Raw genomic sequence first — 25,607 nt, forward strand, 5'->3', positions numbered from 1 at the left:
GCTCAAACACGGGCATCGACCGGCTAGAGCAGCGTGGCCGCTGTCGGGTCCCAGTCGTCGGGCAACACCGGAACGGCAGCGGTGGAGCTCTCGACCGTTACGAACTGGCCGGTTTCGATTGATTCCGAGATTGACACCATGCTGTCGAGCACGTGATAGGCCAGGTGGCCCGGTGCCCGATGCGGGGTATCGGAGCGGATGGCGCGGGCCATTTCCAGCACGCCGACACCGCGGCTCGCGGTGCTGCCGACCGAGGCAATGGTGGTCCAGTCGTCTTCTCCGCGGGCGCAGATGCGGATGTCTCCGTCGAAGCGGTTGGGGTCGGGGAACGAGATGGTTCCCTCGGTTCCCGTCACCTCGACGAAGCCGGCCCTGCGGTAGGGGGAGTCGAAGCTGTAGATGCTCTGCGATGATTCCCCGGTCTCGAACTGCGCGATGGCACTCACGTGGGTTGGAACGGTCACGTCGAAGTCTTCGCCGGCTCGGGGCCCGGAGCCAATCGTTCGGGTCGCGCGGGCGGTGGAACCGAAGGCTGCGACCTTGCTGATCGAGCCGAAGGTCTGGATGAGGGCGGTGAGGTAGTAGGGTCCGACGTCGAAGAGGGGGCCGGCCCCCTGCTGAAACAGAAAGGCCGGGTTCGGGTGCCACGACTCCGGACCGGGGGACTGCATGAGCGTGAGGGCGGTCAGCGGCACGCCGATGGCGCCGTTCTCGATCATGCGGCGGGCGGTTTGCATCCCGGCACCCAGAAATGTGTCGGGTGCGGAGCCGAGGCGCACGCCGGCGGCATCCGCTGCCTGCAGCAGGGAGAGTCCGGTTTCGCGGTCGAGCGAGAAGGGCTTTTCGCTCCAGACGTGTTTGCCGGCGTTGACGGCCGCGGTGGCAACCTCGACGTGGGCCGCGGGGATGGTGAGGTTGATGACAATGTCGACGTCGGGGTGGTCAAGAGCGGCCTGCACTCCGCCCGAGGCGGGGATACCGAATTCGGCGGCACGGTCTGCGGCGACCGCTTCATTGATATCGGCGATGATGTGCACCGTCACGTCGGGGAAGGTGGCGAGATTGCCGAGGTATTCCTTGCTGATGACGCCGGCGCCGATGATGGCGATTCCGACGGGTCCGCTGGCCTTCATGCTGTGGGCCGGCCGGCAGAGAGAAAACGAAAGCTGTCGGTGACAGCATCGAACATTTCGCCCTCGAAATCATCGAGTTCGACGACGCCCACCTCAAGATTCGAGGCGGCCTCGATGATGTCCCAGATCGGCAGCGCCCCCGAGCCCACGGCGACTTGGGCACGCGGGTCACGGGTGGCCGGGCCGTCCTTGATGTGGATGAGACGAACGCGGTCGCCGAGACGAGCGAGCAGCGCGACCGGGTCCTGCCCGCCGACGGCGGCCCAGTAGGTATCGAGTTCCAGAATGACCTCAGGGTTGAGATTGTCGGCAAGCACCTCGAGCCCGGTGCGCCCGTCGGGGAGTGTCTCGACCTCCCACCAATGGTTGTGGTATCCCACGGTGACGCCGTACTGCGCGCCCTTCGCTGCGGCGGCATTGAGCAGGCCAGCGGTGATTTCGATGTCCTCGACGGTCTTCCAGCGGTCTTCCGCGACCGAAGGGTCGACGACCGTGGTGATGCCGAGCGTGTTGGCGGCGGTGAAGATTTCGTCCTGATCGGCGCGAAGCAGTGGTGCGTGGCCGGACGGAGCGCTCAGGCCAGTTGCACGCAGGGCTTCCCCGAGAACAGCCGCGGTGGCGACGAAGTTGTACGGCTCGACGTGCGTGAACCCGATGTCGGCGAGGCGCCTGATGGTTGCGGGCAGATCCGCGTCGAGTGCTTTTCGCACCGTGTAGAGCTGGATTGAATAGGCCACTGCTTCTCCTCATCATTGAGTGCGGAGGACGGCGGCCAGATCGATGGTCCGCGAGCCTCCTGCGAAGGATTTTCCCCTGCCCAAACACTAGGAGGACTTATGCTTCAAGTCAAGCAAAAGATGCAAGCTGTTCGACATCTATAATTTTTGGTTGCACGGAAGTAACTAGTGGTATGACTTAACCCATGCCACTCCCCGCCGCCACGATGCCCAGCACGACAGCGCTCTCACACGTGGGCGATTTGTTCCAGATCCTGCGCGATGGTCTGCCTCGAACCCGGGCCGAACTGGCTGCCAGCACCGGACTGGCCCGATCGACGGTGGCGGCCCGAATCGACGTGCTCCTGGCCTCTGGTCTCATCGCAACCGTCGGTGATGCTGCCTCATCCGGCGGTCGCCCGCCCTCGCGTATCGCGGTGAATCCCAGCGCGAGAATCGTTCTGGCGTTCGACATCGGCGCGTCACACTGTGTCGTGGCCGTGACCGACCTGGCCTCCACGGTGATTGACAGCTCGACCTTTGACATGGACATTGCGGCCGGCCCCGAGGTCGTGCTGGACCGGGCGCTGACGGCCGCGCGCTCGCTCATCGCGGCACATCCGCAGCTTTCGGGCATTGAACTTGCCGGAATTGGAATCGGGCTGCCGGGGCCGGTCGAACACGATTCGGGCCGGCCCATCAACCCTCCGATCATGCCCGGTTGGGATGGTTTTGACGTGGTTGATTACGTTCAGTCGCGGTTCAACTGTCCGGTTTTCGTCGACAACGACGTGAATATCATGGCGCTCGGGGAACGCTCGACGCACTGGCCGGGTCAGGACAATCTGCTGTTTGTGAAAGTATCCACGGGGATTGGTGTGGGCATCATCAGCAGCGGGCTTCTGCAGCGCGGCGCCGTGGGTGCGGCGGGCGACATCGGTCACGTGCGCGTTGCCGACGCCAACGACGTCGTGTGCGTTTGTGGCAATACGGGATGCCTCGAAGCGCTCGTCGGCGGTCCGGCGATCACGGCCCGGCTTCAGGCCGACGGCGTGAGCGCACAGAACGTGCGGGAGGTCGTTGAGCTGGCGCGCGCGCGTAACCCCAAGGCGATCGCGGTCATTCGTCAGGCCGGGCGGGAGATTGGCACGGTGCTGGCCACCTGCGTCAATCTGCTGAATCCGTCGATCATTGTCATCGGCGGCGGGCTCGCGCTGGCCGATGAGCACCTGCTCGCCGGAATTCGCGAAATCGTGTACCAGCGGTCGTTGCCACTCTCGACGGCGAACCTGCAGATCGTGTCGTCACGGGCCATGGACACGGCCGGAATTCTCGGGGCGAGCAGTCTGGTCATCGGTCAGGTCATGAGTGCCGAAGCCATCGAATCGCACCTGCTGCACCGAACCGCCTAGGCGCACCCGACGGGCCGCGCGGGACCCACGACTAATGGATCGACTGCGAGAAGGTGGCACGGTGCCGGTCGTATTCAATGTGCCGGGCCTGTCCGATAGCCTCCGCCGCACCGACACTCTCCATCGAACGCACGATCACACGGCCGGCCCTAAGCGGCCGTGCGTCGCCCGTCGCCGCGCAGCGACACCTGCATGTGCTTCAACATGTTCGACGTCACCGAGCGTTCCCCGATGCGAATCTGCGGGATGTTGCGCGCCAGGTGCGCCTCGAGCGCTGTGATCTCGGGCAACGACCGCACCCAGAAGTTCAGGCACAGATTGTACGGCCCCACCAGAACCTGAGCGGCCCTGATCTCCCGGATACGCGACAGCGCCTCCCCGACCTCCGCAATCTGGCGCGGATCGACCGTGCACATGAAGTGCGCCGCGATGGGCCAGCCCGACAGCGGCCGCGCCACATCGCAGCGCATGACCAGCGCCCGGGAACTGAGCATGTGGTTGAGGTGTCGGCGCACGGTCGCCACGCTCGTGGTCATTCTCTCCGCCAGGCTCGTCAGCGTGGCCCGGCCGTCCAGGGTCACGTTGCGCAGCACCTGTTCGTCGATCTCGTGCACCTCGTGCGACGGCGATGCGACATCGTCAAAGGTCGCCGCGTGTTTTAGCGTCGCGACCTGGTCCTGAGACAGGGCACGCAGGCGCCAAGCGCTTCCCTCCAACAGCACACCCGTCACGATGTGGGTTCGCGTGGCGATGACGCCCTTCAGCCCGGCCAGGGTTCCGGTGAGGTAGGCATCCAGCTCGATGATGTCGAGGCCGTGCCAGTCGAGGCTGATCGACCAGTCGCCGAGGACCGAGCGCAGGGTGCGCACGCTCGGATCCTGCTCCAGGGCCAGCAGGGCGGCGGGCAGCCGGCTCGATTTGACTCGGATATCGATGATCGCGCGCAGCGATTCGGCCGCGATCACATCCGACACCGAGATCCAGGCCGAGCCGTTGTCCTCCATGACCTGCCAGCGCCGGGAGGCCGTCATCGGATCGACGCCCAGCACTTCACCGATGAAGGTCCAGGGGGCTCGCGGCCAGATTTGCAGCGCGTGGATGACCTGGCGGTCGAGTTCGTCGAGCTGCACCGGATCTATCGAAACGCTCGCGCTATGGCATGACACATATCTGCAATCTACCGGGCACAAGTATCAGAATTCCGCACCGCAACATGACTGTTACGTGCATGACGTTGAATCACCAATCAAGTCGCCCCGTCAGGGGAACCCACGCAGCCAAGCTTCAGGAGGACTTTTCGTGAACACGCATCAGGCAGTGGCAGTGATCAACGCCACGATTATCGACGGCACGGGGTCCGCGCCTCGACCACAGCAATCCATCGTCGTGCGCGACGGCGTCATCGAATGGATCGGGCCCCACTCAGAACTTCCCACCCTGCCCGAGAACACCGAGTTCGTCGACATCGACGGCGCCACCGTGCTGCCCGGGTTCATGGACGTGCACGTGCACCTCGCGATGGACGGTTCCCTGAACCCCGCCGGCTACCTGCACGAACCGGATGCCCTGCTGCACTTTCGCGGCGTGCGCAACGCCCGCCGCACCCTCGACGCCGGTGTGACGACCGTGCGTGACCTCTCGGGCAGCGACTACGCGCTGGCCATGGCCGTTGAGCAGGGCATCATCGCCGGTCCGCGGGCGATCATGGCCATCCACGCGATGGGCCCGACCGGCGGGCACTCGGACTCCCGCACGCTGACGGTGCCCTTCGACTGCCACCCGGCCGGCGCGCACTTCGGCAAGACCGCCGACGGCGAGGACGCGGCCCGCAAACTCGCCCGTGAAATTCTGCGGATGGGCGCGGGCGTCGTGAAGGTCATGGCGACCGGTGGAGTCTGGAGCCCCAGAGACGCCCCCGAACATGACGGCTTCACCGAGAAGGAAATGCGCGTAATCGTCGAAGAGGCGACCAACAAGGGTGTCTACGTCGCCGCGCACGCCCAGGGGGCGAACGGCATCAAGAACGCCCTGCGCGCCGGCATCAAGAGCATCGAACACGGCTACCTCATCGACGACGAGGGCATCCAGCTGCTGCTCGACAACGATGCCTGGCTGGTCCCGACCCTACTGACCGGCACCACGCCTCCAGACCCGACCAAGGCCACGGCCTACGCGGTGGAGAAGAAGAACCGGGTGCGTGCCCTGCTCGAGAAGAACATCGCACGGGCCTTCGCCGCGGGGGTCAAGGTGGCCCTCGGCACTGACAGCGGCGTGGTTCCGCACGGCCAGAACCTGCGGGAACTGGGCATCATGGTCGACCTCGGCATGGATCCGATGCGAGCCATCGTTGCCGGCACCCTCGAGGCTGCTCGCCTGCTGCGCCTCGACGGCGAAGCCGGAAGCATCGCGGTAGGCAAGCGCGCGGATCTGGTCGTCACCGCGGCCAACCCGCTGACCGACATCCACTCACTTGGTGACCCGCAGAATATCTCGCTGGTCATCCAGAACGGCGCCATCGTCGTCGACCGCCGCATCAGAGCCCTTGCACTCTCAACGGACAGAAGGACAGCATGAAGAACCGCACCCGAGCCGCCGCGCTCGCCAAATCCGCCGCCGTGCTGCTGGCCGCCACTCTCGCCCTCACCGGGTGCGGCGGCACCGGAGCCACCAGCGACACAGCCCAGGGCGGCGTGCTGCGCATCGGAACCATGACCGACGTGGTGCAGTTCGCGCCGCTGAACAACGTCAGCATCTCCGATCAATACATCATGAACCAGCTCTACCCCGACCTGTTCACCCTCGAACTCGACGGCACGCTGAGCCCCCACGTCGCCCAGGGCTACACGGTCAGCGACGACGGCATGGTGCTCGACATCGAGCTAAGCGATGAGTTCTTCTGGAGCGACGGCGAACCCATCACGGCAGAGGACGTGAAGTTCACTCTGGACCGGTTCGTCAGCGACAAGCTGCTGCACGGAATCACCATCGCGAGCAACCTCGCATCCGCCGAGGTCACCTCACCCACCGAACTCTCGGTGACGATGAAAAGCGCCAGCTTCGGCTGGGCCCAGGACCTCGCCCGGTCGATGAAGATCCTGCCGCAGCACGTGTTCGCCGACGTGCCGAACCTGGCCGAGTACCCCATCGATGCCCACGAAGACGCCTGGGTCAGCGGCGGCTCGTTCACCCTCACCGGCATCACCAAGGGCCAGAGCTACACCTTCGAACGCAACGAGGGCTACCCGCTCTCCGCCGATGGAAACGAAGCGGTCGAAGGAGTCGAATTTCGCATCTACCCCGACCTCAACACCATGCAGCTCGCCCTGCAGAGCGGTGACCTCGACCTCGCGGCGCCCTCCATCCCGTCTTCAGCGGTGACGAGCCTCGCCAGCCAGCCGAACATCGAGGTCGTCGAAACGACCGAGGCCCTCAACTACTCCAAGCTCACCTTCAACGCGTCGAGCGCACCGCTCGACGACGTGGTCGTGCGCCAGGTCATCTCGGGTCTCATCGACACCGACGCCATCCTGACGAGTGTCTTGCAGGACCGCGGCACCCACCCGGTCGGACCGGTGCTGCCGGTCTACACCGACTACCAGCCCGACATCGACGAGTGGAGCTTCACCGCCGACGAGGCGCGCGCGGAGTTGACCGCAGCGGGTTACACGGATGCCGACGGCGACGATTACTTCGACGGCATCGACCTGAAACTGCTCTGCGACCAGGGCAACGCCAACCACGCCAAGTCGGCCCAGATCGTGCGGGACAATCTCGCCACGGCGGGCATCACCGTTTCCCTGGCCTGCTCCGAGCGGGCTACCTCACTTGCTGCGGCCAAGACCGGTGACTTCGACCTGTACATTCACAAGCTGAACCAGATCAACAGCCCGGCAACAAGCCTGGCGCTGCAGTACTCCTCGGCCAACACCTCCGGGCTGTACTACAACTACGTTGTCGACGCCGAGATGGATTCGCTCATCGCGACGGCCGCTGCGGCAACGACTGAAGCCGACAACATGGCCGACACCAAAACCGCCGCCGCGTACATTCACGACAACGCGTACGTTCTGCCGCTCTACGTTGAGGCGCTCAGCAATGCGTACAACTCCTCGCGCTTCACGGGGTACCTGCCCAGCGGTTCGGAAACGTTCTCGATGGTCAACCCCTACTCCCTCTCCCAGGTAGTACCGGCCACGTAGCCGTTCGCGTGGGGCGGGCCGCGCCCGCCCCACGCCTTCGTACCACCCGAAAGGTTCGCTCATGACTCGCTACGTGGTTTCCCGTGTCGGCCGTGCTGTTCTGGCTGTCTGGATCGCCGTCACCATCACCTTCTTCCTGCTCAGGCTGCTTCCCGGCGGCCCGACCACCCTCATGCTCGACGGGGTCAACGATCCGGCGCTCGAAGCCAAGCTGTTGGCCGACTACGGCCTCGACCAGCCGCTCATCACCCAGTACGGACTCTTTTTGTGGCAACTCATCCAGGGCAATCTGGGCACCTCCTTCTACTCGCAGTCCCCGGTCGCCGAGGTTCTCTTCGACCGGATGCCGTGGACCCTGCTGCTGGCCGGATCCGCGTTCCTCATCACCCTCGTCGTGGGCATCCCGCTCGGTGTCGCCGCGGCGGTCAAGCGGGACGGCCTTCCCGACCAGGCCCTGCGCTTTTTCGGCATGGCCGGCCAGGCGATGTTCGTGCCGAGCCTGGCCGTGCTGCTGCTGGCGGTCTTCGCCCTGAAGCTCGGCTGGTTTCCCATCGGCGGGGCGGTGAGCTCGTTCGTCGAAGGCCCGCAATACGTGGCCAGCGTCATCTCCCACCTGATCCTGCCGCTGCTCTCCCTCGTCTTCATCAACATCGGGCCCTACGCGCTCACCGTGCGAACGAACATGCTGCAGGTGCTCGGCGCCGACTACGTGCGCAGCGCTCGAGCCCGGGGCCTCTCCTCGCAGGCCGTGATCTGGAATCACGGGCTGCGCAACGCCGTCATCCCCGCGGTCACCCTGATGGGCCTCCAGCTCGGCACCCTCGTCGGCGGCGCGGTGCTGACCGAGACGGTGTTCGCCTACCCGGGCATCGGCTCGCTCATCTACGAAGCGGTCGGGCGGCAGGACTTCCCGATCCTCCAGGGCGCCTTCATCCTGCTGGCCATCACCGTCGTGCTCGCCAACCTCCTGACCGACCTCGTCTGCCTGCTCCTGGACCCCAAACTCCGAACGGGGAATCGCGCATGACCACCCAAGCCATCAACACGGCCGCACCCTCCACCCGGGGCATGAGCCCCCGGCAGCGCACCTGGCGCCGGTTCTTCAGCAGCCCGGCGGGCTACATCTCGCTCGGCACGCTCGCCGTCTTCGCCCTGATCGGCATCTTCGGTCCGATGATCGTGCCCTACCCCTCGGGCCTCGGCACCGACATTCTGCAGCCACCCACGGCGGCGCATCCGTTCGGAACCGACGGGCTCGGACTCGACGTTCTCGCCCAGGTCGTCTGGGGCACCCGCATGAGCCTGCTGGTCGCGCTCTTCGCCGGCCTGCTCGCTGTGGCGATCGGCGCCTTCCTCGGCATCGTCGCGGCCTATTTCAAGAAAGCGGATGCCGTGATCACCACGATCACCGACGTCATGCTCTCCCTTCCCCTGCTGCCCCTGATGATCGTGGTGACCGCCATGGTCGGGCCGAGCATCGTCACCCTGACCCTGGTGATCGGTTTCTTCTCCTGGCCCGAGATCTGCCGGCTGATCCGCTCCAACGCCCTGGTCGTGAGCGGGATGCCCTTCATCGACGGCGCCCGCGCCATCGGGGCCTCGCCGCTGCGCATCATGCTGAAGGAGATCCTGCCGATGGTCAGCCCGCTGCTGATCGTGAACGCACTGCTGACCGGCGCCCGCGCCGTCATCGCCGAAGCGGGACTGAGCTTCCTCGGCCTCGGCGACCCGGACACCTGGTCGTGGGGCCGCATCCTGCAGAGCGCCCAGCGCGACGGCGTGCTCGTCTCGGCCTGGTGGCAGACGCTGTTCCCGTCGCTGATGATTCTGCTGCTCGTGCTCTCGGCCACCATCGTGGGCATGCGCTTCAACGATTCCCGTGCCGTCAAAGTGAAAGGCGCCCTGAAATGAGCGACACCCAGAACGTTGCCGAAGCCGTGCCGCCGGTGTCAGAACGTGAGGTGATCCTCGACGTGCGTGACCTCGCCGTGGACTTCACAACCGAGATGGGGCGCGTGAGCGGAGTGCAGGGCGTGAGCTTCACGCTCCACCGCGGCGAGACCCTCGCGATCGTGGGGGAGTCCGGCTCCGGCAAGACCACCACCATCAATGCCGTGCTGGGCCTGCTGCCCGGCAACGGCGATGTGACCAGCGGCGAGATCTTCTTTCGGGGCACCGACATCGCCGGCTATTCCGAGAAGGCGCTGCGGGGCATCCGTGGCAAGCACATCGGGCTGGTTCCGCAGGACCCGATGTCCAACCTGAACCCGGTGATGCGGGTCGGTGACCAGCTCGCCGAGGTGCTGCTGGCCCACGGCAAGGCGACCCGTAAAGACGTGCGTGGCAAGGTGAACGAGCTGCTGGCTCGAGCCGGCCTGCCCGATGCGGCGACCCGGGCGAGGCAGTACCCGCACGAGTTCTCGGGCGGCATGCGCCAGCGCGCCCTGATCGCGATCGGGTTGGCCTGCCAGCCGGAGCTGCTGATCGCGGACGAGCCGACCTCGGCCCTCGATGTGACGGTACAGCGCACCATTCTGGACCACCTCGGCTCACTCACGCGTGACCTGGGCACGGCCATGATCCTCGTCACGCATGACCTCGGGCTCGCTGCCGAGCGCGCCGAAACCGTGATCGTGATGAACAAGGGGCGCATTGTGGAGCAGGGGCCGTCTGCCCAGATTCTGCGCGATCCGCAGCACGAGTACACCCGGCGGCTGGTGGAGTCGGCGCCGTCGCTGGCCTCGGACCGCATGAAACCCATCAATCCCGGTGCCCTCACGGGCCAGATCACCGAGATGCCGGTCATTCTGCACGTGCGCGACCTCGTCAAGGAGTACACCGTGCGCAGTCATACCGACGGCAAACGCAAGACGTTCACGGCGGTCACCGGCGTCAACTTCGACCTGCACCGGGGCACGACTCTTGCGATCGTTGGCGAATCAGGCTCCGGCAAGTCGACGACCGCGCGTATCGCGCTGCGGTTGGAGGAGCCCACGAGCGGTCTGGTCGAGTTCAACGGCACCAATATTGCGCACCTTCGCGGCCGAGGGCTGAAGACGCTGCGCAAGCAGGTGCAGCCCATCTTTCAGGACCCGTACGCCTCGCTCAACCCCATGGCGAGCGTCGGCGAGATCCTCGAAGAACCGCTCAAGATCTACCGCCTCGGCAACCGAGCGGCCCGGCGGGAGCGGGCCATGGACCTGCTCGAGATGGTGGCCCTTGACGCGAGCATCTACGACCGTTTCGCGACCGAGCTCTCGGGCGGTCAGCGCCAGCGCATCGCGATTGCTCGCGCCCTGGCCCTCGAACCCGACCTGATCATCTGCGACGAGCCGGTGTCGGCCCTCGACGTGCTGGTGCAGGCGCAGATTCTGGAGCTGCTCATGAAGCTGCAGACCGAACTGGGGCTGAGCTACCTTTTCATCTCGCACGACCTGGCCGTGGTGCGCCTGATCGCCGACCAGATCGTGGTCATGAAGGCGGGGGAGATCGTGGAGCGCGGCGCGGTCGTCGATGTCTTCACCTCGCCGCAGCACGAGTACACGCGGATGCTGCTGGACTCGATTCCGCACATCGCGTCGCGGGGCACGGCCGGGTAGACAGCCGCCCGGCGCCGAACAGTGAGTTAAGCATGGTTTTTCGCCCAAAACGGATGCATAACTCACGGTTCGGCGCACATCACGATGTCGGCATGTAGCAGCTCAGGACGAAGTGTTCACCGGCGCGACGATGGGGATTTGTGTGGTCGCTCCGCGGGCCGATCGACCGCTGCGTGAGCGAGCCTCAACCGGTCCCGCGAGAGCTTCATCACGAACAGCACCAAGCCGTAGACCACCAGACCCAGCAGAACGGCGGTGATCAGGTAGGTGGCCAACGCTGACCACGTTCCGTCAACGGCCGCCCAGAGGGAGACCCCGACCGTGACCGGGAATCCGAAGATACTCAGAAAGCTCAATACGGTGTTGAGTGTGGAAGCGGATCGGGCCGCCACCGCGGCGGCGGCCTCGGCTGCCAGAGCGGCGCGCTGGGCGCCGAGGGCTGCATGCTGTTGCGCGAGGTTGCTCATTCCGGCAACCTCCGCGCTCAGGCCGGCCAGGGCAGTGTCGAAGTCCAGCTGCTGATGCATCGCGCCAATGAGCTCACGCGCCCTGCCGGGAAGGCTCGTGCCGGTTGCGCTGTAGGTCGCCCGAAATCTCGCCACGTCCGACTCGATCGGCCGAACGACTTCGATCGAGATTTCCCGCCCGGAGTAGACGCGTTCGCCAGCGGCAATGGCCAATTCGTCGACGATGCGGGCCTGCAGGCGGGCGAGAGCGAGGGCATCCGTATAGATGGTGCTGGTGTTCACGGCCGCATCCGCGAATGAACCCCCGGGCTGCATGATGAAAGAGGCGCCATCGCGCAGCACCATCGCCGACCAGTCGCCCGATAGCGCAATCAGGTCTTCGTGCGCGCGATCGGCCTTGTCGGCGGCCAGGGGGCGTGCCGAATCGTCGTTGAGGGTTGCGCGCACGCGTGCGCGAAGCGCCAACTCGCGAGGTTCGAGGGGGGCCGGCCGCGACCAGCCCTCGTCGACGACGGCCGCACGTTCGAGATCGCGGTCGAGCATGACGCTGTACACGCGGCGACCGTGCTGGGTGAAACGTTCGTCCTCGCTGACGCTGAGGTCGTTCAGCCGACTGAAGTGGATGTCGCCGCCCAGTTCGAGCTCCAGCGCTGCAAAGAATTTTCCGCGCAGAACGCGGTCGCGCAGGGGCTTGTAGAGCCGCCGCACAACGCCGAGGGAGTCGACGTCGTCGTCGGTGCGCAGATGCGCGATCATTTCCATCATGCGGTGGGTCTTGCTGATGGAACCGAACTCGAGGGCAACGATGGCTTCGACGGCGTCGATTCGAAGTCCCGGAGCTATTTCGATGTCAACAAAACGGTGCCAGCGGCGAACCCGGTCCGGCGATGCGGCAGTCGGCGTGCCGGTGGCCTGGCCGTCGTCGTAGAGCAGCTGGGCGATTCGCGGTGCGCTGAACCACGAGGAACGTGCGATGCCGTCGAGCAGAAAACCATTCGTCTTCTTCACCACCACGGCACCGGGTACCCAGGGGTACCCGAGGGTGGGCTTCGCATAGGCGTCGAACAGCAACGTCAGACCGGTCGGCTCCAGGGGACCTTCACCGATCATCAGGCGAGCACCTCGACGGGCACCGCGGCGCCGAAGGACTCGCGCACGGCCGTGCGGTCTTCCGAGGGAATGCGATAACCCCGCAGAGCCCCGGTGCCCGACGGCGGTACCGCCACCAGCAGATCGGGAAGCCCGGGGGAGATGGCTTCTGCCGAGGCGGCGTATCCGGTCTGCGTTCGAACGGGCAACGAGAAGCGTCGAAAGTCGGGGATGTTGAACCCGATGATTTGGGCGATGTCCTCCTTGGCCACATAACCGTCTTCCCGGCTCGCGGCCTCTTGAAGAAGCTTGACGAGGTGATGGAATGGTGAGGCCGCGAGCTTGTCGGTCACGACGCGCACCTCCATCGGGGTCCACCGTTGCTGCTCGAGTTGGTCTTGGCCCGCCTCGCTGGTGGAGTCAATCATCCGCTGGTCGACGTTGACGTTGAAGAGGCGGCCCAGAAGGCTCAGAAAGTCACCGGGCGGCAGCATCATGAGTTTCAGGCCGGCCGTGTCGCGGGCTTCCCTGATCAGTTCGAGGCGTGGGCCGATGTTGACGCCGCCGCCAAAGGCGGTGCGCCACCAATCCGCTTTCGCGTCGGCGGTGACGATGAGAACGGGCAGCGGATGTTCCGCGGCGCGCCGGCGCCCTTCGTCCAGCACCTGCGTCCACAGCACATAGTCGCCGAACTTCTTCTCGGTGCCTTTATCGTTGTCGAGGTAGCCCGGAGGGACCTTGCTTTCGAAGCGTACGGCTCCCCGCGCGTTGAGGGCAGCGAGTTCGTCGGGGGTGGGCGCCGGGCCAACCCGGTCAGCCAGCAGGGTTTCGAGGCGCTGCACGATGAGGTCATCCGATGGGATTTCGGAGTACTCGTCCTGATGCTTTTCGATGAAGGCGTCAATCTGAACGGCCAGGTTGTTGATCGCCTGCTCGACCGGTTCCAGGCTGGTGTCGGCTTCGGGGCCGCCGCCCGAGAGCGTACGTGACCAGAAACGAAACTGTTTAGCGATCTGCTGGTTGGCCTTGACGATCTCTTCCTTGGCCTTCGTCGCGACCTCGGGAAACATTGCCGCCGTCGTGCGGTTGTTCCAGAACTCCTTCACCGCCTGATGCGAGATCCACAACGACTTGTCGTTCTTGGCCAGCTGCTCGAGCAGGTCGAGCCACTTGTCGCGGGTGGCGACGTCGAGCTTGTAGAGGTTGAGCAGCACGTTGGCGTCGAGGGTGACGAGACCGCCTCGAATGGCGTCTTCATAGTCAGAATCGGTGGAGAAACTGTATTCCTCGAAACCGTTGTGCAGTCCGGCAGTCGCATTCGTCGGCATTGAAACCATCCCCCCAGAGACGCGAGCACCCAGGCATCGGCTGGACTCCCTGAGTGAACTCTATTGCACCTCGAACCAGCCTCGAGGCTAGCTGTCGCTCACAGCCGATGGCGTCGAACTAAATCCACTGAACGGTCTGAGCGTGTTTCTCCGCTGGCGCTCCATGCGATCCCGACTTCTTCATCGAGATCTCCTGTGTATGTCTATCTCCTGCGCTGAGGACTCGATCGCAGGGAGCAGGGAGCAGGGAGCAGGTCGCATGTTGCTACGACTGCTACGATGTCGGCATGACTCGCACAATCGCTCATCGTGATCTGCGCAATAACAGCGCCGAAGTACTCCGCGCGGTGCGCGACGGCGAGACGGTCCAGGTCACCAACCACGGTGAGGTCGTCGCTGTGCTGTCCCCGCCTCCCGTGCCGCCGCTCGGCAACATCCGGCACCGACCCGCGCTGATTCGCGGCGGATTCGCGGACCTGCCCCGATTCACGATTGCTGAGAGCACCGAATCCGCCCTGGAAGCATTGCGCGCTGAAAGGTGATCAGTTACCTCGATACCTCCGCCGTCGCCAAGCTCCTCGCCGACGAGCCGGAGACGAGCCCTCTCAGGGAGTACTTGGATGAAATGTTGGCGCGAGGGGACGCCGAGATCGTGTCCGCCTATCTCGCCGAAACCGAACTACGGCGCATGGCCACACGAACGGGCATACCGCAGACCGCCGTCACCGAGGTGCTCTCGCGGCTGGCCCTGATGGAGATGGACCGCAACCTCTTCCGCGACGCGGGCCTGCTCCCTGGTACTGATCTGCGGAGTCTGGACGCCCTTCACATCGCTGCGGCGCTACACGTCGGAGCCGGCGAGTTCGTCACCTATGACCGTCACCAGCAGCAGGCAGCGGAGGCCGTCGGGCTGCCCGTGCGGGTACCGGGCCGCATCGGCAACTAGGGCACATCACTCTTCATCTGCCACATCGCGCTTCTCGCGACTAGTCGAATTCCAGGTTCGGGAGATGGCGCCGAACTGTGAGCTAAACATGGGTTTCGGCGGCCAAACGCATGCTTAACTCACTGTTCGGCGGCGTCGTGTGTTTTTCAACTTGAAACCGGCCATTTGAGCGCTAATTAACCGGCCATTGTGGCGCGGTTTCCGGCCATTTGAGCAGTTGGTCAGAACGGCTGGTTTTCGGGGTCGTTTCCGTATCCGCCGGCGTCGGGGCCGTGGCTGTTTCCGGTGGTCCATCCAGCTGCGGGATCGGCGAAATCGTCAGGCCAGGGTGCCGGTCAGCGTTTGGCGACGGATGCCGGATCACCGAGCCAGATAATCTCGCCCCCATCGGCACCGTTCATCCGGTTGTCAGCCAGCAGCCGTATGTTGATGTCAACATGGCTGGCTGCCCACTTCCGGAGGAAGGGGCGGCTGGTTCTCTCCGCGGACATCGACCACCTCGTGCTCGGCCCGGGCGGAATCGTCACCATCAACACCAAGCACCACCGTGGCAAGAAGATTTGGATCAACGACAAGGGCTTCCTGGTCAGCGGCCACAGGCATCCGTATATTCGCAACTCCGAATTCGAGGCCGGCCGCGTCACCAAACTCCTTCACAAGCGGATGCCCGAGCTCGCCCCCGCGCACCCGGTGCTCGCCCTCGTCAGTCCCGGCCCAATCACTGTCAAGAAGAAACCCGCCGTCGTCAGCGTGATGGACGCGACCCGTCTGCGCCGCTGGCTGCTGAAGCGGCCGCTCACACACCTTGCTCGACGCGGCGGTGAGAGCCGCACGCGGCCGGCGCGTGCTCTGGGCGCAGCTCGGCCTCGCGGCGGCGGCCCTCGGCGTCTTCGTTGTGCTCCCCCTCTACAACTAGTCCATCGTCGGCGCCATCGGTGCTCCTCAGATACCTCTTCCTGACGGCGGTCCCCTCACACTTACCTCTGGACGCTCCGTCTTACCCGACCTACTATGCAAGTCATGAAGACCGTCGTGACGTTGGGCAGCAAGGGCCAGCTGACCGTGCCAGCCGCCGTGCGCGAGGCGCTCCACCTTGAGCGCGGTGATCGCTTCGAGATCTCGATCGACGAGGCGGCGGGCGCTCTCACGCTCACGCTGATCCCTGGCATCGAGGCCCTCAGGCGCCGCATCTCCGGTTATGCGGCACTCACCGAACCGGTGACGGATGTCGACGCCTGCTACCACGCACATCGGCGCCGGGGCCCCGGCGGACGAATCGACGAGAGCTCGCTTCAGTCATGATCCGCACGATCACTCAGCGGGATCTGCGCCATAACAGTGCTGTACTGCTCCGCGCCGTGCGGCATGGTGAAACCCTCCACATCACCCACTGCGGCGAGATCGTCGCCGTGCTGTCCCCGGCGCCCGTGCCGCCACCCGGCAACGTTCGATACCGTCCCGCGCTCATTCGCGGAGGTTTCGCAGACCTGCCCCGCTTCACGACTGTCAGGAGAATCGAATCCGCTCTGGACGCGCTGCGGGCCGAGCGTTGCTCGTACGCCCCGACACGGCCGTCGCGCTCGGGCGGTTCCGAGAGGTACACACACGGCCGAGAGTTGTGTTTATGGGTGTGAATTTAGCTGTGGTTCAAATGGTATTTCGCTTGCCCTCTCCGATGAAACGGTGTGCAATCAAACCATGAGCACAGAAACTGAACGACCCGGTCTGCGCGGCTATGCGGACTCGCTGAGGCTGTCGCCTGCGGAGATCGTCCAAGGGCTACGAGAAACTCTTGGCGCGAAACTGGTCGCCTATATCGGCGGTGTGCGCGAAACCCGCGCCGTGCGAGAGTGGGCTGACGGTGAACGAACCCCATCCACTGAGGTCGTGCAACGACTCCGCACTGCTTTTTATGTGATGGCGTTACTCCGCGACCGGGAGGCGCCCGCGACCGTCTCAAGCTGGTTTCAGGGAATGAATCCCGAACTCGGAGACACGGCGCCAGCCCGAATGCTGCGTGAGCAAGATATCGAAACCGCCGGCCCCGCCGTCTTGGCCGCCGCACGATCCTTCGCGGCCTTCGGCTAGACGTCGGGTGCCTGCGTCGCGTCTCGTCCTCAACGTCGACCCCGGAACGGTTTGGCGAGTGGGATTTCGCCCTGCTCCGTGGGCATGGAGCGACTGGAAGTACGCAACCGACGAGGGGCGCTTCAACGGTCGCTGGGATGACATCGCCGGCCAATTTAGAACCGTCTACGCTGGCGCATCGCTCTTCGGCTGCCTCGTCGAGCTACTCGCCAAGTACCGTCGCGACCCGAGCCTTGTTGACGCACTCGAAGAAATCGTCGAGGACCCAGCCGACGAAATTGAGTTTCCCGCTCGAGCAGCGGCCGTTGTCAGCTACCAATGGCTGGAGGATCGGTGCGCATCAAGCGCGACATTGCACGGCACGTTCTGCGTCGTCACGGCGGCACGCACGATCGCGGCACTCTGGCCCAGATTCCAGGACACCGCGCGTCAATTCGGGGCTTCCGATTTCGACGCAGCAGCGTTGAAGAACTCAAGCCCTCGAGACCTCACCCGCACGATCGCCAATTGGCTCTATCAGCAGACCGAACCGGCTATCGACGGCATCGAATTCGCCTCCAGACATGGCGACGACATTCCGCTTTGGGCCATCTTCGAACGTCCTTCGTCGGACTCAGACACGTCGCCACTCCTCACAGCGATCACGCCGCTTGAATTGTCGCCGGAGACGCCCGAACTCGTGGCGGCCTTCAATATTTTAGGGCTGATCTGGGGTGACTAGTATCTGCTCGGCTTCATGCTCTTCCGGGGGTCTCCCCGCAGCCCCCAACACGGCCGATCTCCGACTGGCGGTGCCGCTAGATTGGCAGTGACCAGGGGGATTCATGACGACAGCTACACCGGGCATGCGCGACCACATCGCCGCCCAATCCGTCATCGAGGAACTCCTCCGCACCCAGCAGTCCCTGCCGCCGCGCTCCCGCCTCGCCCGTTTCAGTGGCCGCTCCCCGCTGGCCGCCGACAGCGTCGCCTGGTACCTCGGCGCCCTGGGCGAGATCGAGGTCGGAAAAACCCTTGGCCGCCTCCCGCCCGAATGGCGCGTTTTCCACGCTCTCCCCATCGGCAAGGCCGGCGCGGACATCGACCACCTCGTGCTCGGCCCGGGCGGAATCTTCACCATCAACACCAAGCACCACCGTGGCAAGAAGATCTGGATCAACGACAAGGGCTTCCTGGTCAGCGGCCGCAGGCATCCGTATATTCGCAACTCCGAATTCGAGGCCGGCCGCGTCACCAAACTCCTTCGAAAGCGGGTGCCCCAGCTCGCCCCCGCACGCTCCGTGCTCGCCCTGGTCAGCCCCGGGCCGATAACCGTCAAGAAGAAGCCCGCCGAGGTGAGCGTGATGGACGCCATCAATCTGCGGCGCTGGCTGCTGAAACAACCAGTGGCGCTCGCCGAAGCAGAACTGCTCGAGCTTTCAGCGATTATCGATGCGCCGGCGACGTGGTCTCCGGTACTGGTGGTCGCAACGCCAGACCTGCTGGCGCAATTCACCGAGCTCGACGCCGTGGTGAGAATCGCGCGCCTGCAGCGTGTTCTGGGGAAGCTGCTCGGCATCGCGACGGCTGCGGCACTGGGTGTCTTCGTGGTCCTGCCGCTTTACAACGCCTGGGTGGTCGGCTTCATAGACAACCTCTGATCGGCGCAAGTTCTGGTGGGGGGATATGCCGCAGCACGCCTTCCCTCGAACTAGACAGCTTCGGCTTGGCGAGGGCGAGAACTCGCCGGCCAACTCTTCAGAGACTGGCGATACTCGGTTGCCTCCGCGAGATCAGAGAACTCGAGTATGTTCCCGACCTTCTGCAGCAAAACGTCGCGGACCTCGGTTGGCTTGGCGAAAAAGAATTCTTTCCGGGAATTTGCCTGATTGAGTGCCCGGTCGGCGAAGTGCTTGTGCAACTCGTTTTCCAAGGTGACCGCGTCTTCTGAGAAAAACAGCGTATGTGTGTCGAAGCGGAACGGAACCGAAGCACCACTTAGCTCGGCAATTCGGTCCGTCGGCGTAAGACGCCGGGTTAGCCCGATCTTCACAACGTCGGGGCCAAATGCTCCCTCGTTGGATATCACGTAAACATACCCCGCTCGTATGTTGGCTGCACGGAAGTCATTGTCTGCGATTGCCTCGTCGACAGCGGCCAGACGACGAACTAGATCTTCGTCCGTCTGCCCTTGCTCCTCCAGCGATTTAAGAGCATTGGCCAGATGCGAGCGCTCTTTGTCTAACCTGGAGCGTTCCTCGTCAAGTTCTTTCTGGACCCGATTCTCTTCCTTGATCCGGGCACGAACTTCACGGGCGTCTTCCCGCTCAAGTTGTTTCTTCATGAGCCAGTCGGCTGTCAGTTCAATTTCCTCTTCACGCAAAGCGTGGAAGGCATCGCTGATATGCATTTCCATTAGCGCTCCAAGTCTCGCGATCGCCGTGCGGGAGGCGTCGAGGCGCCTTTTCGCTGTCACGACGTTCCCGGCCTTGAGCGTCCTCAAGGCATTGTCTGCCTCGGCGTTGTACGCCCGGAGCATCAGCTTCGAGAGGTCCGATGTCATACGACGTCCCTGAGCGAGGGAATTGTTGAACGTAAAGAGCTCTGACTTTTCGATAGCACGTTCCTCGCGCACCAAGTCAGCTATCCGCGTCTCGAGGGTGTCGAGCCGGTTTTGATATGCGGCGGCGGTTTCGAGAGGGTGGTGGAAACGGTAGATGCCAACGGACTGGAGCACCCGAGCATCGTCGAGGTCGACCAAGTCATCACCGTGTGCGCTAGCCAGACGTTGTCGGAGTGCAGCATTTTCGGCTTCAAGCTCCACGAGACGATTCGCGTCGGACCGAACCACTGGCGTACTGGCGCTTTCGATGGGAAGTGCCGGACTGCCGGTCTCCTCAGAAGACGACGCATCCGCCGAGAGCCAGAGACTCCAACTAGCCGGAAGTGCCGGCCACGACGGGTCAGGCGTCCAGCCAGCGGGAGGTTGCCATCCCGCTGGCGGCTTTGGCCATCCAGGTGGCGGGTTGAAAACCATCGCCTTCACGCTCGTCATAGCTTGCGAACGCCGGCTCCGTCAACCGCGACGAGACCGTATGGATTCTTTGAGACGATGGCGCCGAGGTGGTCGAGGGTTGCGGACGGGGTCACTTCGGAGAGCTCGAGTTCGAGGAACTGCTCGCGGGAAACCGCAACGGCGGCGAGAGTGACGTGGACTGTGCGGCCTGTCGCAGGGCTGATAGTTTCTGTAACGATTTCCAACGAGATGCCGTGAATCAGTCCTCGCCGATCTGCCTCGAAAACCTCGTGAAGGCTGCGCAGTGCGACGTTCGACACCACACCTGCATAGCGGTCTTTCGTCTCCTTCTGAGACAGGGGCGATGCGGTGATCTCGTCGGACGCTTTGGTGTAGCGAAAGGCCTTCGTTGACGGAAACTCGACTGGGCCCGGAACGATCACTTTCAGACTTAACTCGGCCGACGACGGGTCAAACGTCGACTCGTTAGTCACGGGCAATCCCTCTGGGTAGGTGGAGTTGGCGAGTACAATTCCGACGTACTCCTGAACGGCCTCGATCGTCCCGTAGCCAAGGCCACTGATAAGAGCATCCAGCTCAGCGTTTCGCGCGAGTGCGTCAGCTTCGCGTTCCGCGCATTCCTGCTGGAAACGAGCGATTTCACGCGTCAAGGCCTGGTCGCGAATCCTCTCGGCCTCCGTGTACTGGTCGGCCTGCCATTTGCGTCGATGGGGAAGTTCTTGGCTCGCCGCTTGCCAGACGGCGTAGTCCGCAGCGTACTGAGCATCGGCTGACGCCTGAGCGTCTGCGAGCTTGCGCTTCTTTCCGAACAACCCTGCCGGTGCCTCCGGGACGTACTGCACAGGCAGCGGGGGATCTGGAATGGGTGAGGGGGTGCGAGTCGGTTCCCGCAGATCTTCGCGGGGGAATGGAGGGTGCTGGACACCGATGCGCAACTGCTCCAAATCAACAAAGTCGTCGACGGAGAGTGTGGCGGTCAATAGACCGTCGATTTCTGCGTAACGATCCCGCAGGTCGGCATTGCGCTGATCAACTTCGGCCTGCATAGCCGCGACGTGTGCAGCGTTGGCTTCGCGTTCAAGGCGCTTGCGATCGGTTTCGGATGCACGGGCTGCCATCGCTCGGGCGCGTTCTGCAGCTTTTTGGGCTACCTCAACTTGGCGAACTGCTACCTGATGTTGCCGTACCGCAACACGTTGACGCTGCTCGGCGAGCTTTGTCTGATGCTGCATCTCGGCAAAAAAACCGCGCTTGGCCATAAAATCCCCCATCTTACTGACGCGGATATTCTACAAGAACCCTGAGGTGAGTCTCCGGCTGCCGCAGCGTCCGCGGGCTGGCATCGGAGAGAAGCCGCCGAGCCCGCTGGCCGCGTTTTCTCCGTGGAGACTTGAAAACTGCGAGATTGATAACCTGGGCCTGGTATTGCTGTCAGGGAAACACTGGGGGATGCACGGATGTCGAAATCTAACCAAAAAGTTGCCAAGTGACGGAGCCGATGCCTTTTGGCCTGTATGAGTCTCTTCTTACCGATGGCCTAACAAGCAAGTTGGTCATCCGTGCCGCGCATGCCGTGCCGGCCACCGACAAGGTCGCCGACGCCGAGGCCCCGGAGTTTCTTGCTCGTTTCATCGCTCATGCCGCCCGGCGCGCTCTGACTGGTATCGACCCCGGCGACCGGGTTGCGCTCGTCAACCGAGTGTTGGCCGAGCTCCAGTCCGACGAGTCTTTCGAACCGGGGGAGCTGCGCCAGCTTCTCCAGCTGAGCGCACCCGGCCCCGTCACGAAGCCGACCGTACGCCCGTCCACGGCCCTCAGCGATTCCGCCCTCCTAACGAACGCGCGAGACGAACCCAGCCTCGGTGCAGAACTGCGCGCAGAACTCGCGAGCGCCGACGAAGTCGACCTTCTTTGCGCGTTCGTGCGATGGCACGGCATCCGCGTTCTCGAAGACGCCCTCATCGAACTACACGAGCGGAAAATACCGTTCCGGGTCATCACGACCACCTATGTCGGTGCAACGGAGCGTAAGGCGCTCGACAAGCTGGTGGCCAAGTATGGCGCCGAAGTGCAGGTCAACTACGAGACCCAGTCGACCCGCCTGCACGCAAAAGCCTGGCTCTTCCGACGCAAGTCCGGCTTCAACACAGCCTACGTCGGCAGCTCCAACCTTTCTCACTCGGCCCTCGTCGACGGGCTGGAGTGGAACGTGCGGCTGTCGCAGATAAGCACGCCGGCGCTCATCCACAAGTTTTCGGCCACTTTCGACAGCTACTGGAATGACCCATCATTCGAGGACTACGATCCCGAGCGCGACTCTGATCGGCTCGACAAAGCTCTCGGGCGCAGTGCCAATTATGGCGGTGGGGATACTCTCGACCTGTCGGGGATCGAGGTTCGGCCTTACCCGTACCAGCAGACGATGCTGGAGTCGCTCGAGGCCGAACGAAACGTGCACGGGCACCACCGCAACCTGATTATCGCGGCGACCGGTACCGGCAAAACGATCGTTGCCGGTCTCGACTATCAGAATCTGTTGCGGGCGCACGGCTCGGACCTGAAAATTCTCTTCGTCGCGCATCGCATGGAAATCCTGCAGCAGTCGCAGCGGGTGTTCCGCCAGATTCTCATGGACGGTAATTTCGGCGAGCTTTTCGTCGGCGGCGAGAAGCCCGAGCGCTGGAACCACGTTTTCGCGAGCGTGCAATCTCTGAACAGCTACGGCGTCGATCGCATCGATCCGCAGCACTTCGATGTCGTCGTGATCGACGAGTTCCATCACGCCGAGGCGAAAACCTATCGGCGACTGCTCGACCACCTAAAGCCGAAAGAGTTGCTCGGGCTGACAGCCACACCCGAGCGAGCTGACGGCGTAGACGTGAAGAACGACTTTTTCGCGGGCCGAGCTGCGGCCGAGCTGCGGCTTTGGGACGCACTGGAGGCCGACATCCTCGTCCCGTTCCACTACTTCGGCATTTCCGATGACGTCGACCTCACCTCCGTCGAATGGAAGCGTGGGAGCTATACCGACGCTGGGCTCGACGCGGTGTACACCGGCAACGATGCCCGAACCGCCAAGATTCTGGTGTCGCTGGCTGACAAGGTGACGGATGTTCACGACATGCGAGCAATCGGATTCTGCGTCTCCGTCGCCCACACGGCGTACATGTCGCGCATGTTCAACGCGGCAGGCATTAAGTCCACGTTCGTGACTGGTGCAACTCCTCGGCCAGAACGCGAGGAATCCCTTCGGCAGCTGCGAAGCGGCGAGATCAGTTGCATTTTCGCCGTCGATGTCTTCAACGAGGGGCTCGATATACCGGTTGTAGACACGATTCTGATGCTGCGCCCAACGCAGAGTGCGACGATCTTCTTGCAGCAGCTCGGTCGCGGACTGCGACGCGCGCACGGCAAGGCCGTTCTGACCGTGCTGGATTACATCGGTCAACACCGCCGGGAATATCGCCTCGATACCCGCTATCGGGCGCTCACCGGCTTCGGACGTAGTCGCCTGAGGCGTGAGGTCGCAGCAGGATTCCCGTTTCTGCCCTCGGGCTCGCAACTCGTGCTCGACCGCGTGGCTCGCAAGGTCGTTCTCGAGAGCATTAGCTCTCAGCTGAAGTTCAAGAAGGACGTTGTCGCGGATATCCGCTCCCACGCCGCAACCCGGCCGTCGGCACAGGAATACCTGCTCGCCGAGTACCTCGAAGATGCCGAGCGTGGTATCCGTGAGATTTACAGCAAGTGGACCTGGACGGATCTCTCCCGAGAAGCCGGCCTGAGTGGGCCGAACGGCGAAGACGTCGTGAGGTCTGCGGGGGAGGACCAACTTCTCAAGCGAATGGCTGCTCTAGTGCACGTCGATGACCCTGAGCGAGCGGATGCCTACACGCGGCTCACCCGGTTGGAATGCCCCGACTACTCCGAGCTTTCGGTACGTGATCAGCGTTACGCACGAATGCTTGTTTTCACGTTGTGGCCCAGCGGCAACAAATTCGGATCCTATCAAGCGGCCTTGGTTCAGCTTCGCGGAACGCCCGCGGTGTGCTCGGAGATTCGCCAGATCGTAGCCCTCAGCGCTGACGTCTCTCGGCGTGTGCCTTTGTCCCTGGGCAAAGGGTTAGATGACGTGCCGATCTTTAGCCACGCGTCGTATCGGCGCGAAGAAATCTTGGCAGCGCTCGGCTACGCGGATCTGGAAAAGGGAGGCAGCGTCGGCAACCACCAAGCGGGGGTCGCGTGGTGCTCGGAGACTTCGACGGACGCGCTTCTCGTCACGCTCCATAAGTCGGAGAAAGAGTTCTCGCCAAACACGATGTATCGCGATTACGCCCTCAACGCGTCGCGATTCCATTGGGAGACCCAGAACGCCACCACAGTCGCGAGTGCGACGGGCAGTCGCTATATAAAGGGTATGGCTGGCGGTTCGCACGTAGTTCTCTTCACGCGCCACAGCAATAATGACGATGAAGGAATTCTCGGAACTTACACGTGCTTGGGGCCAGTTGACTACAAGCGGCACGAGGGCGAGAAGCCGATCGCGATTACTTGGGACCTCCAGCGAGAGATGCCCGCGGACGTCTACGTGAGCGCCAGCGCGGTCCCTCGTTAGCGGGGCCGCACAGCGCGAACTTGGTCAGGCTCGCTTGAGCTGTTGGGCCGCGCGATCACCCGGCTCTCCGGATATCCAGAGCTGACGGTGGTACCGCACATTGGTGATGTCGAGGAAGTGACTCTTGCGAAAAGTTAATTCAGCGATCGCTGTCATTTTTCGCGTCTCGACGACTTCCATCCGGTCCGTGAGGACTATGCCGCCGAGGTCAAATTGAGTGTGATGGTTGGGGCACATGCAGAGAATATTCGACCAATTGTCCCGGCCGACGTGAGGGCGACCAAGAGGGCGGACGTGCGCTCCCTCGGCGTAAAAATGTCCGTTCACGGTCGGTATTTGAGCTCCACAAACCTGGCATTGGAAATCGTAGAGCTGTTTGATCTGTCGTGCCAGCTGCGAGTCTCGAATCCGCCTGGAAATGATTGTCGAAGCATACTCAGGGTCCGGATCGTTCGCACTCTGTGGTTCTAAGGGGAGTTGCTCATCAATTCTTTCGAGCCGAAACTGAACAATCTGAAAGCCGTCGCGGCCCGTGGCCATCCAGGTCTGGGTGACCAAGTACAAGCCCGAATACCGATACCCATACGGTGGTGCGAATGCGGAATTCTTATTGTGTTTTCGCACGACACGCACGGGCAAGCCCATGGCCATGCTGGTCGCGAGCCCCGCATTGCCTGGGGCATCTGGCGATTGGTCCCGTATCAGGCGCGTGCCGTTCGAGTCTCGGCCGCCGTGACCGGTATAGATGATGTAGTCACCGTGGTCTTCGTCATCCGAGTATCCGCCCGACAGAACGATCGAGTCCGCGCCTTCAGCTTTGGTGCCGCTGATGCCGGGTTGGGTGGGCCGGTGAACGTTAGTGTCGTGGAGCTCGCGCCGATCCTTGAATAATCGACCGACTGTAATCCCATCGGGCGTGCCAAAGAACTTGCTCATAAGTAATCCCCCGATGCCAGGGTATCAATCGGTGGGAGGAAGGAAAAGCCTGATTGTGACCATTTC

The 25,607-nt window shown here is 63.4% G+C and carries 22 protein-coding genes and 1 pseudogene; 14 read left to right on the forward strand and 9 right to left on the reverse strand.

Going from position 1 to position 25,607, the window contains the following annotated elements; genetic code table 11:
• Positions 1-23: 23 nt before the first annotated feature.
• Together E3T55_RS10110 and E3T55_RS10115 are read right to left on the reverse strand one after the other, a co-directional pair.
• Positions 24-1,133 (reverse strand): Gfo/Idh/MocA family protein, encoded by a 1,110-nt coding sequence (locus E3T55_RS10110; protein ID WP_134519446.1) that lies wholly within the window; start codon positions 1,131-1,133, stop codon positions 24-26.
• Positions 1,130-1,870 carry a sugar phosphate isomerase/epimerase family protein gene (locus tag E3T55_RS10115; protein ID WP_134519447.1) on the reverse strand — a complete coding sequence of 247 codons (741 nt, stop codon included), beginning with the start codon at positions 1,868-1,870 and terminating at the stop codon, positions 1,130-1,132. The genes E3T55_RS10110 and E3T55_RS10115 overlap by 4 nt, the downstream gene beginning before the upstream one ends.
• Positions 1,871-2,055: 185 nt before the next feature.
• Here E3T55_RS10115 and E3T55_RS10120 point away from each other — a divergent pair, with 185 nt between their 5' ends.
• Complete coding sequence (locus E3T55_RS10120) at positions 2,056-3,261, forward strand: ROK family transcriptional regulator (RefSeq protein WP_134519448.1); 1,206 nt, start codon at positions 2,056-2,058, stop codon at positions 3,259-3,261.
• A 149-nt stretch (positions 3,262-3,410) separates the two neighbouring features.
• Here the strand turns inward: E3T55_RS10120 and E3T55_RS10125 are convergent, their stop codons facing one another.
• Complete coding sequence (locus E3T55_RS10125) at positions 3,411-4,391, reverse strand: Lrp/AsnC family transcriptional regulator (protein WP_166791737.1); 981 nt, start codon at positions 4,389-4,391, stop codon at positions 3,411-3,413.
• A gap of 169 nt (positions 4,392-4,560) precedes the next feature.
• Between E3T55_RS10125 and E3T55_RS10130 the strand changes: the two genes are divergently transcribed.
• From E3T55_RS10130 to E3T55_RS10150, 5 genes are all read left to right on the forward strand, one after another.
• Positions 4,561-5,835, forward strand: a complete 1,275-nt coding sequence (locus tag E3T55_RS10130; protein ID WP_198418552.1) for a metal-dependent hydrolase family protein — start codon at positions 4,561-4,563, stop codon at positions 5,833-5,835.
• A complete protein-coding gene (locus E3T55_RS10135; RefSeq protein WP_134519451.1) occupies positions 5,832-7,460 on the forward strand; it encodes an ABC transporter substrate-binding protein in 1,629 nt (542 codons plus the stop codon). The genes E3T55_RS10130 and E3T55_RS10135 overlap by 4 nt, the downstream gene beginning before the upstream one ends.
• A gap of 61 nt (positions 7,461-7,521) precedes the next feature.
• Positions 7,522-8,487: an ABC transporter permease gene (locus E3T55_RS10140; RefSeq protein ID WP_134519452.1), complete on the forward strand. Its 966-nt coding sequence runs from the start codon at positions 7,522-7,524 to the stop codon at positions 8,485-8,487.
• Positions 8,484-9,371, forward strand: a complete 888-nt coding sequence (locus tag E3T55_RS10145; protein WP_174775459.1) for an ABC transporter permease — start codon at positions 8,484-8,486, stop codon at positions 9,369-9,371. The genes E3T55_RS10140 and E3T55_RS10145 overlap by 4 nt, the downstream gene beginning before the upstream one ends.
• Positions 9,368-11,059, forward strand: a complete 1,692-nt coding sequence (locus E3T55_RS10150) for a dipeptide ABC transporter ATP-binding protein (RefSeq protein ID WP_134519453.1) — start codon at positions 9,368-9,370, stop codon at positions 11,057-11,059. The genes E3T55_RS10145 and E3T55_RS10150 overlap by 4 nt, the downstream gene beginning before the upstream one ends.
• Before the next feature lie 116 nt (positions 11,060-11,175).
• Here the strand turns inward: E3T55_RS10150 and E3T55_RS10155 are convergent, their stop codons facing one another.
• Together E3T55_RS10155 and E3T55_RS10160 are read right to left on the reverse strand one after the other, a co-directional pair.
• The gene (locus tag E3T55_RS10155) at positions 11,176-12,636 is read right to left on the reverse strand and encodes a hypothetical protein (RefSeq protein WP_134519454.1); all 1,461 of its coding nucleotides are present in this window, start codon (positions 12,634-12,636) and stop codon (positions 11,176-11,178) included.
• Positions 12,636-13,943, reverse strand: coding sequence for a PIN-like domain-containing protein (locus E3T55_RS10160; protein ID WP_134519455.1), 1,308 nt, complete (start codon positions 13,941-13,943; stop codon positions 12,636-12,638). The genes E3T55_RS10155 and E3T55_RS10160 overlap by 1 nt, the downstream gene beginning before the upstream one ends.
• Before the next feature lie 287 nt (positions 13,944-14,230).
• Between E3T55_RS10160 and E3T55_RS10165 the strand changes: the two genes are divergently transcribed.
• Entirely contained in the window at positions 14,231-14,485 is a 255-nt protein-coding gene (locus tag E3T55_RS10165; RefSeq protein WP_134519456.1) for a type II toxin-antitoxin system prevent-host-death family antitoxin, read from the forward strand.
• Positions 14,482-14,889: a type II toxin-antitoxin system VapC family toxin gene (locus E3T55_RS10170; RefSeq protein ID WP_134519457.1), complete on the forward strand. Its 408-nt coding sequence runs from the start codon at positions 14,482-14,484 to the stop codon at positions 14,887-14,889. Before E3T55_RS10165 ends, E3T55_RS10170 begins: the two co-directional genes overlap by 4 nt.
• A gap of 335 nt (positions 14,890-15,224) precedes the next feature.
• On the opposite strand, the gene E3T55_RS20775 is transcribed toward E3T55_RS10170, so the two are convergent.
• Positions 15,225-15,380, reverse strand: a complete 156-nt coding sequence (locus tag E3T55_RS20775; RefSeq protein ID WP_241992997.1) for a hypothetical protein — start codon at positions 15,378-15,380, stop codon at positions 15,225-15,227.
• Between E3T55_RS20775 and E3T55_RS21170 the strand changes: the two are divergent.
• From E3T55_RS21170 to E3T55_RS10195, 5 genes and pseudogenes are all read left to right on the forward strand, one after another.
• Positions 15,319-15,495: pseudogene (locus tag E3T55_RS21170) on the forward strand (nuclease-related domain-containing protein); the annotation flags it as partial. The gene E3T55_RS20775 and the pseudogene E3T55_RS21170 sit on opposite strands and share 62 nt — an antisense overlap.
• 414 nt (positions 15,496-15,909) lie before the next feature.
• Positions 15,910-16,191, forward strand: a complete 282-nt coding sequence (locus tag E3T55_RS10180) for an AbrB/MazE/SpoVT family DNA-binding domain-containing protein (RefSeq protein ID WP_166791738.1) — start codon at positions 15,910-15,912, stop codon at positions 16,189-16,191.
• 396 nt (positions 16,192-16,587) lie between these two features.
• Positions 16,588-16,977, forward strand: a complete 390-nt coding sequence (locus E3T55_RS10185; protein ID WP_134519460.1) for a hypothetical protein — start codon at positions 16,588-16,590, stop codon at positions 16,975-16,977.
• Between the two features lie 58 nt (positions 16,978-17,035).
• Entirely contained in the window at positions 17,036-17,698 is a 663-nt protein-coding gene (locus E3T55_RS10190; protein ID WP_134519461.1) for an RES domain-containing protein, read from the forward strand.
• A 103-nt stretch (positions 17,699-17,801) separates the two neighbouring features.
• Positions 17,802-18,617 carry a nuclease-related domain-containing protein gene (locus tag E3T55_RS10195; protein ID WP_134519462.1) on the forward strand — a complete coding sequence of 272 codons (816 nt, stop codon included), beginning with the start codon at positions 17,802-17,804 and terminating at the stop codon, positions 18,615-18,617.
• Positions 18,618-18,667: 50 nt separating this feature from the next.
• Here the strand turns inward: E3T55_RS10195 and E3T55_RS10200 are convergent, their stop codons facing one another.
• Both E3T55_RS10200 and E3T55_RS10205 read right to left on the reverse strand, forming a co-directional pair.
• Positions 18,668-20,011, reverse strand: coding sequence for an SNIPE associated domain-containing protein (locus E3T55_RS10200; protein ID WP_134519463.1), 1,344 nt, complete (start codon positions 20,009-20,011; stop codon positions 18,668-18,670).
• Complete coding sequence (locus E3T55_RS10205) at positions 20,008-21,252, reverse strand: hypothetical protein (protein WP_241992999.1); 1,245 nt, start codon at positions 21,250-21,252, stop codon at positions 20,008-20,010. The genes E3T55_RS10200 and E3T55_RS10205 overlap by 4 nt, the downstream gene beginning before the upstream one ends.
• Before the next feature lie 239 nt (positions 21,253-21,491).
• Here E3T55_RS10205 and E3T55_RS10210 point away from each other — a divergent pair, with 239 nt between their 5' ends.
• Complete coding sequence (locus E3T55_RS10210; RefSeq protein ID WP_134519499.1) at positions 21,492-24,605, forward strand: DEAD/DEAH box helicase; 3,114 nt, start codon at positions 21,492-21,494, stop codon at positions 24,603-24,605.
• Between the two features lie 24 nt (positions 24,606-24,629).
• Here E3T55_RS10210 and E3T55_RS10215 read toward each other — a convergent pair whose 3' ends face one another.
• The gene (locus E3T55_RS10215) at positions 24,630-25,541 is read right to left on the reverse strand and encodes a YDG/SRA domain-containing protein (protein ID WP_134519464.1); all 912 of its coding nucleotides are present in this window, start codon (positions 25,539-25,541) and stop codon (positions 24,630-24,632) included.
• Positions 25,542-25,607: the final 66 nt, after the last annotated feature.

Source organism: Cryobacterium frigoriphilum, from assembly GCF_004403305.1.
GTDB lineage: Bacteria > Actinomycetota > Actinomycetes > Actinomycetales > Microbacteriaceae > Cryobacterium > Cryobacterium frigoriphilum.

Excerpts from the sequence above, each read along its gene's own strand:
- E3T55_RS10110 (WP_134519446.1), bottom strand. The coding sequence starts at position 1,133 with ATGAAGGCCAGCGGACCCGTCGGAATCGCCATCATCGGCGCCGGCGTC.
- E3T55_RS10120 (WP_134519448.1), top strand. The coding sequence starts at position 2,056 with ATGCCACTCCCCGCCGCCACGATGCCCAGCACGACAGCGCTCTCACAC.
- E3T55_RS10135 (WP_134519451.1), top strand. The coding sequence starts at position 5,832 with ATGAAGAACCGCACCCGAGCCGCCGCGCTCGCCAAATCCGCCGCCGTG.
- E3T55_RS10140 (WP_134519452.1), top strand. The coding sequence starts at position 7,522 with ATGACTCGCTACGTGGTTTCCCGTGTCGGCCGTGCTGTTCTGGCTGTC.
- E3T55_RS10145 (WP_174775459.1), top strand. The coding sequence starts at position 8,484 with ATGACCACCCAAGCCATCAACACGGCCGCACCCTCCACCCGGGGCATG.
- E3T55_RS10150 (WP_134519453.1), top strand. The coding sequence starts at position 9,368 with ATGAGCGACACCCAGAACGTTGCCGAAGCCGTGCCGCCGGTGTCAGAA.
- E3T55_RS10155 (WP_134519454.1), bottom strand. The coding sequence starts at position 12,636 with ATGATCGGTGAAGGTCCCCTGGAGCCGACCGGTCTGACGTTGCTGTTC.
- E3T55_RS10160 (WP_134519455.1), bottom strand. The coding sequence starts at position 13,943 with ATGCCGACGAATGCGACTGCCGGACTGCACAACGGTTTCGAGGAATAC.
- E3T55_RS10165 (WP_134519456.1), top strand. The coding sequence starts at position 14,231 with ATGACTCGCACAATCGCTCATCGTGATCTGCGCAATAACAGCGCCGAA.
- E3T55_RS20775 (WP_241992997.1), bottom strand. The coding sequence starts at position 15,380 with ATGTCCGCGGAGAGAACCAGCCGCCCCTTCCTCCGGAAGTGGGCAGCC.
- E3T55_RS10180 (WP_166791738.1), top strand. The coding sequence starts at position 15,910 with ATGAAGACCGTCGTGACGTTGGGCAGCAAGGGCCAGCTGACCGTGCCA.
- E3T55_RS10185 (WP_134519460.1), top strand. The coding sequence starts at position 16,588 with ATGAGCACAGAAACTGAACGACCCGGTCTGCGCGGCTATGCGGACTCG.
- E3T55_RS10195 (WP_134519462.1), top strand. The coding sequence starts at position 17,802 with ATGACGACAGCTACACCGGGCATGCGCGACCACATCGCCGCCCAATCC.
- E3T55_RS10200 (WP_134519463.1), bottom strand. The coding sequence starts at position 20,011 with ATGACGAGCGTGAAGGCGATGGTTTTCAACCCGCCACCTGGATGGCCA.
- E3T55_RS10205 (WP_241992999.1), bottom strand. The coding sequence starts at position 21,252 with ATGGCCAAGCGCGGTTTTTTTGCCGAGATGCAGCATCAGACAAAGCTC.
- E3T55_RS10210 (WP_134519499.1), top strand. The coding sequence starts at position 21,492 with ATGCCTTTTGGCCTGTATGAGTCTCTTCTTACCGATGGCCTAACAAGC.
- E3T55_RS10215 (WP_134519464.1), bottom strand. The coding sequence starts at position 25,541 with ATGAGCAAGTTCTTTGGCACGCCCGATGGGATTACAGTCGGTCGATTA.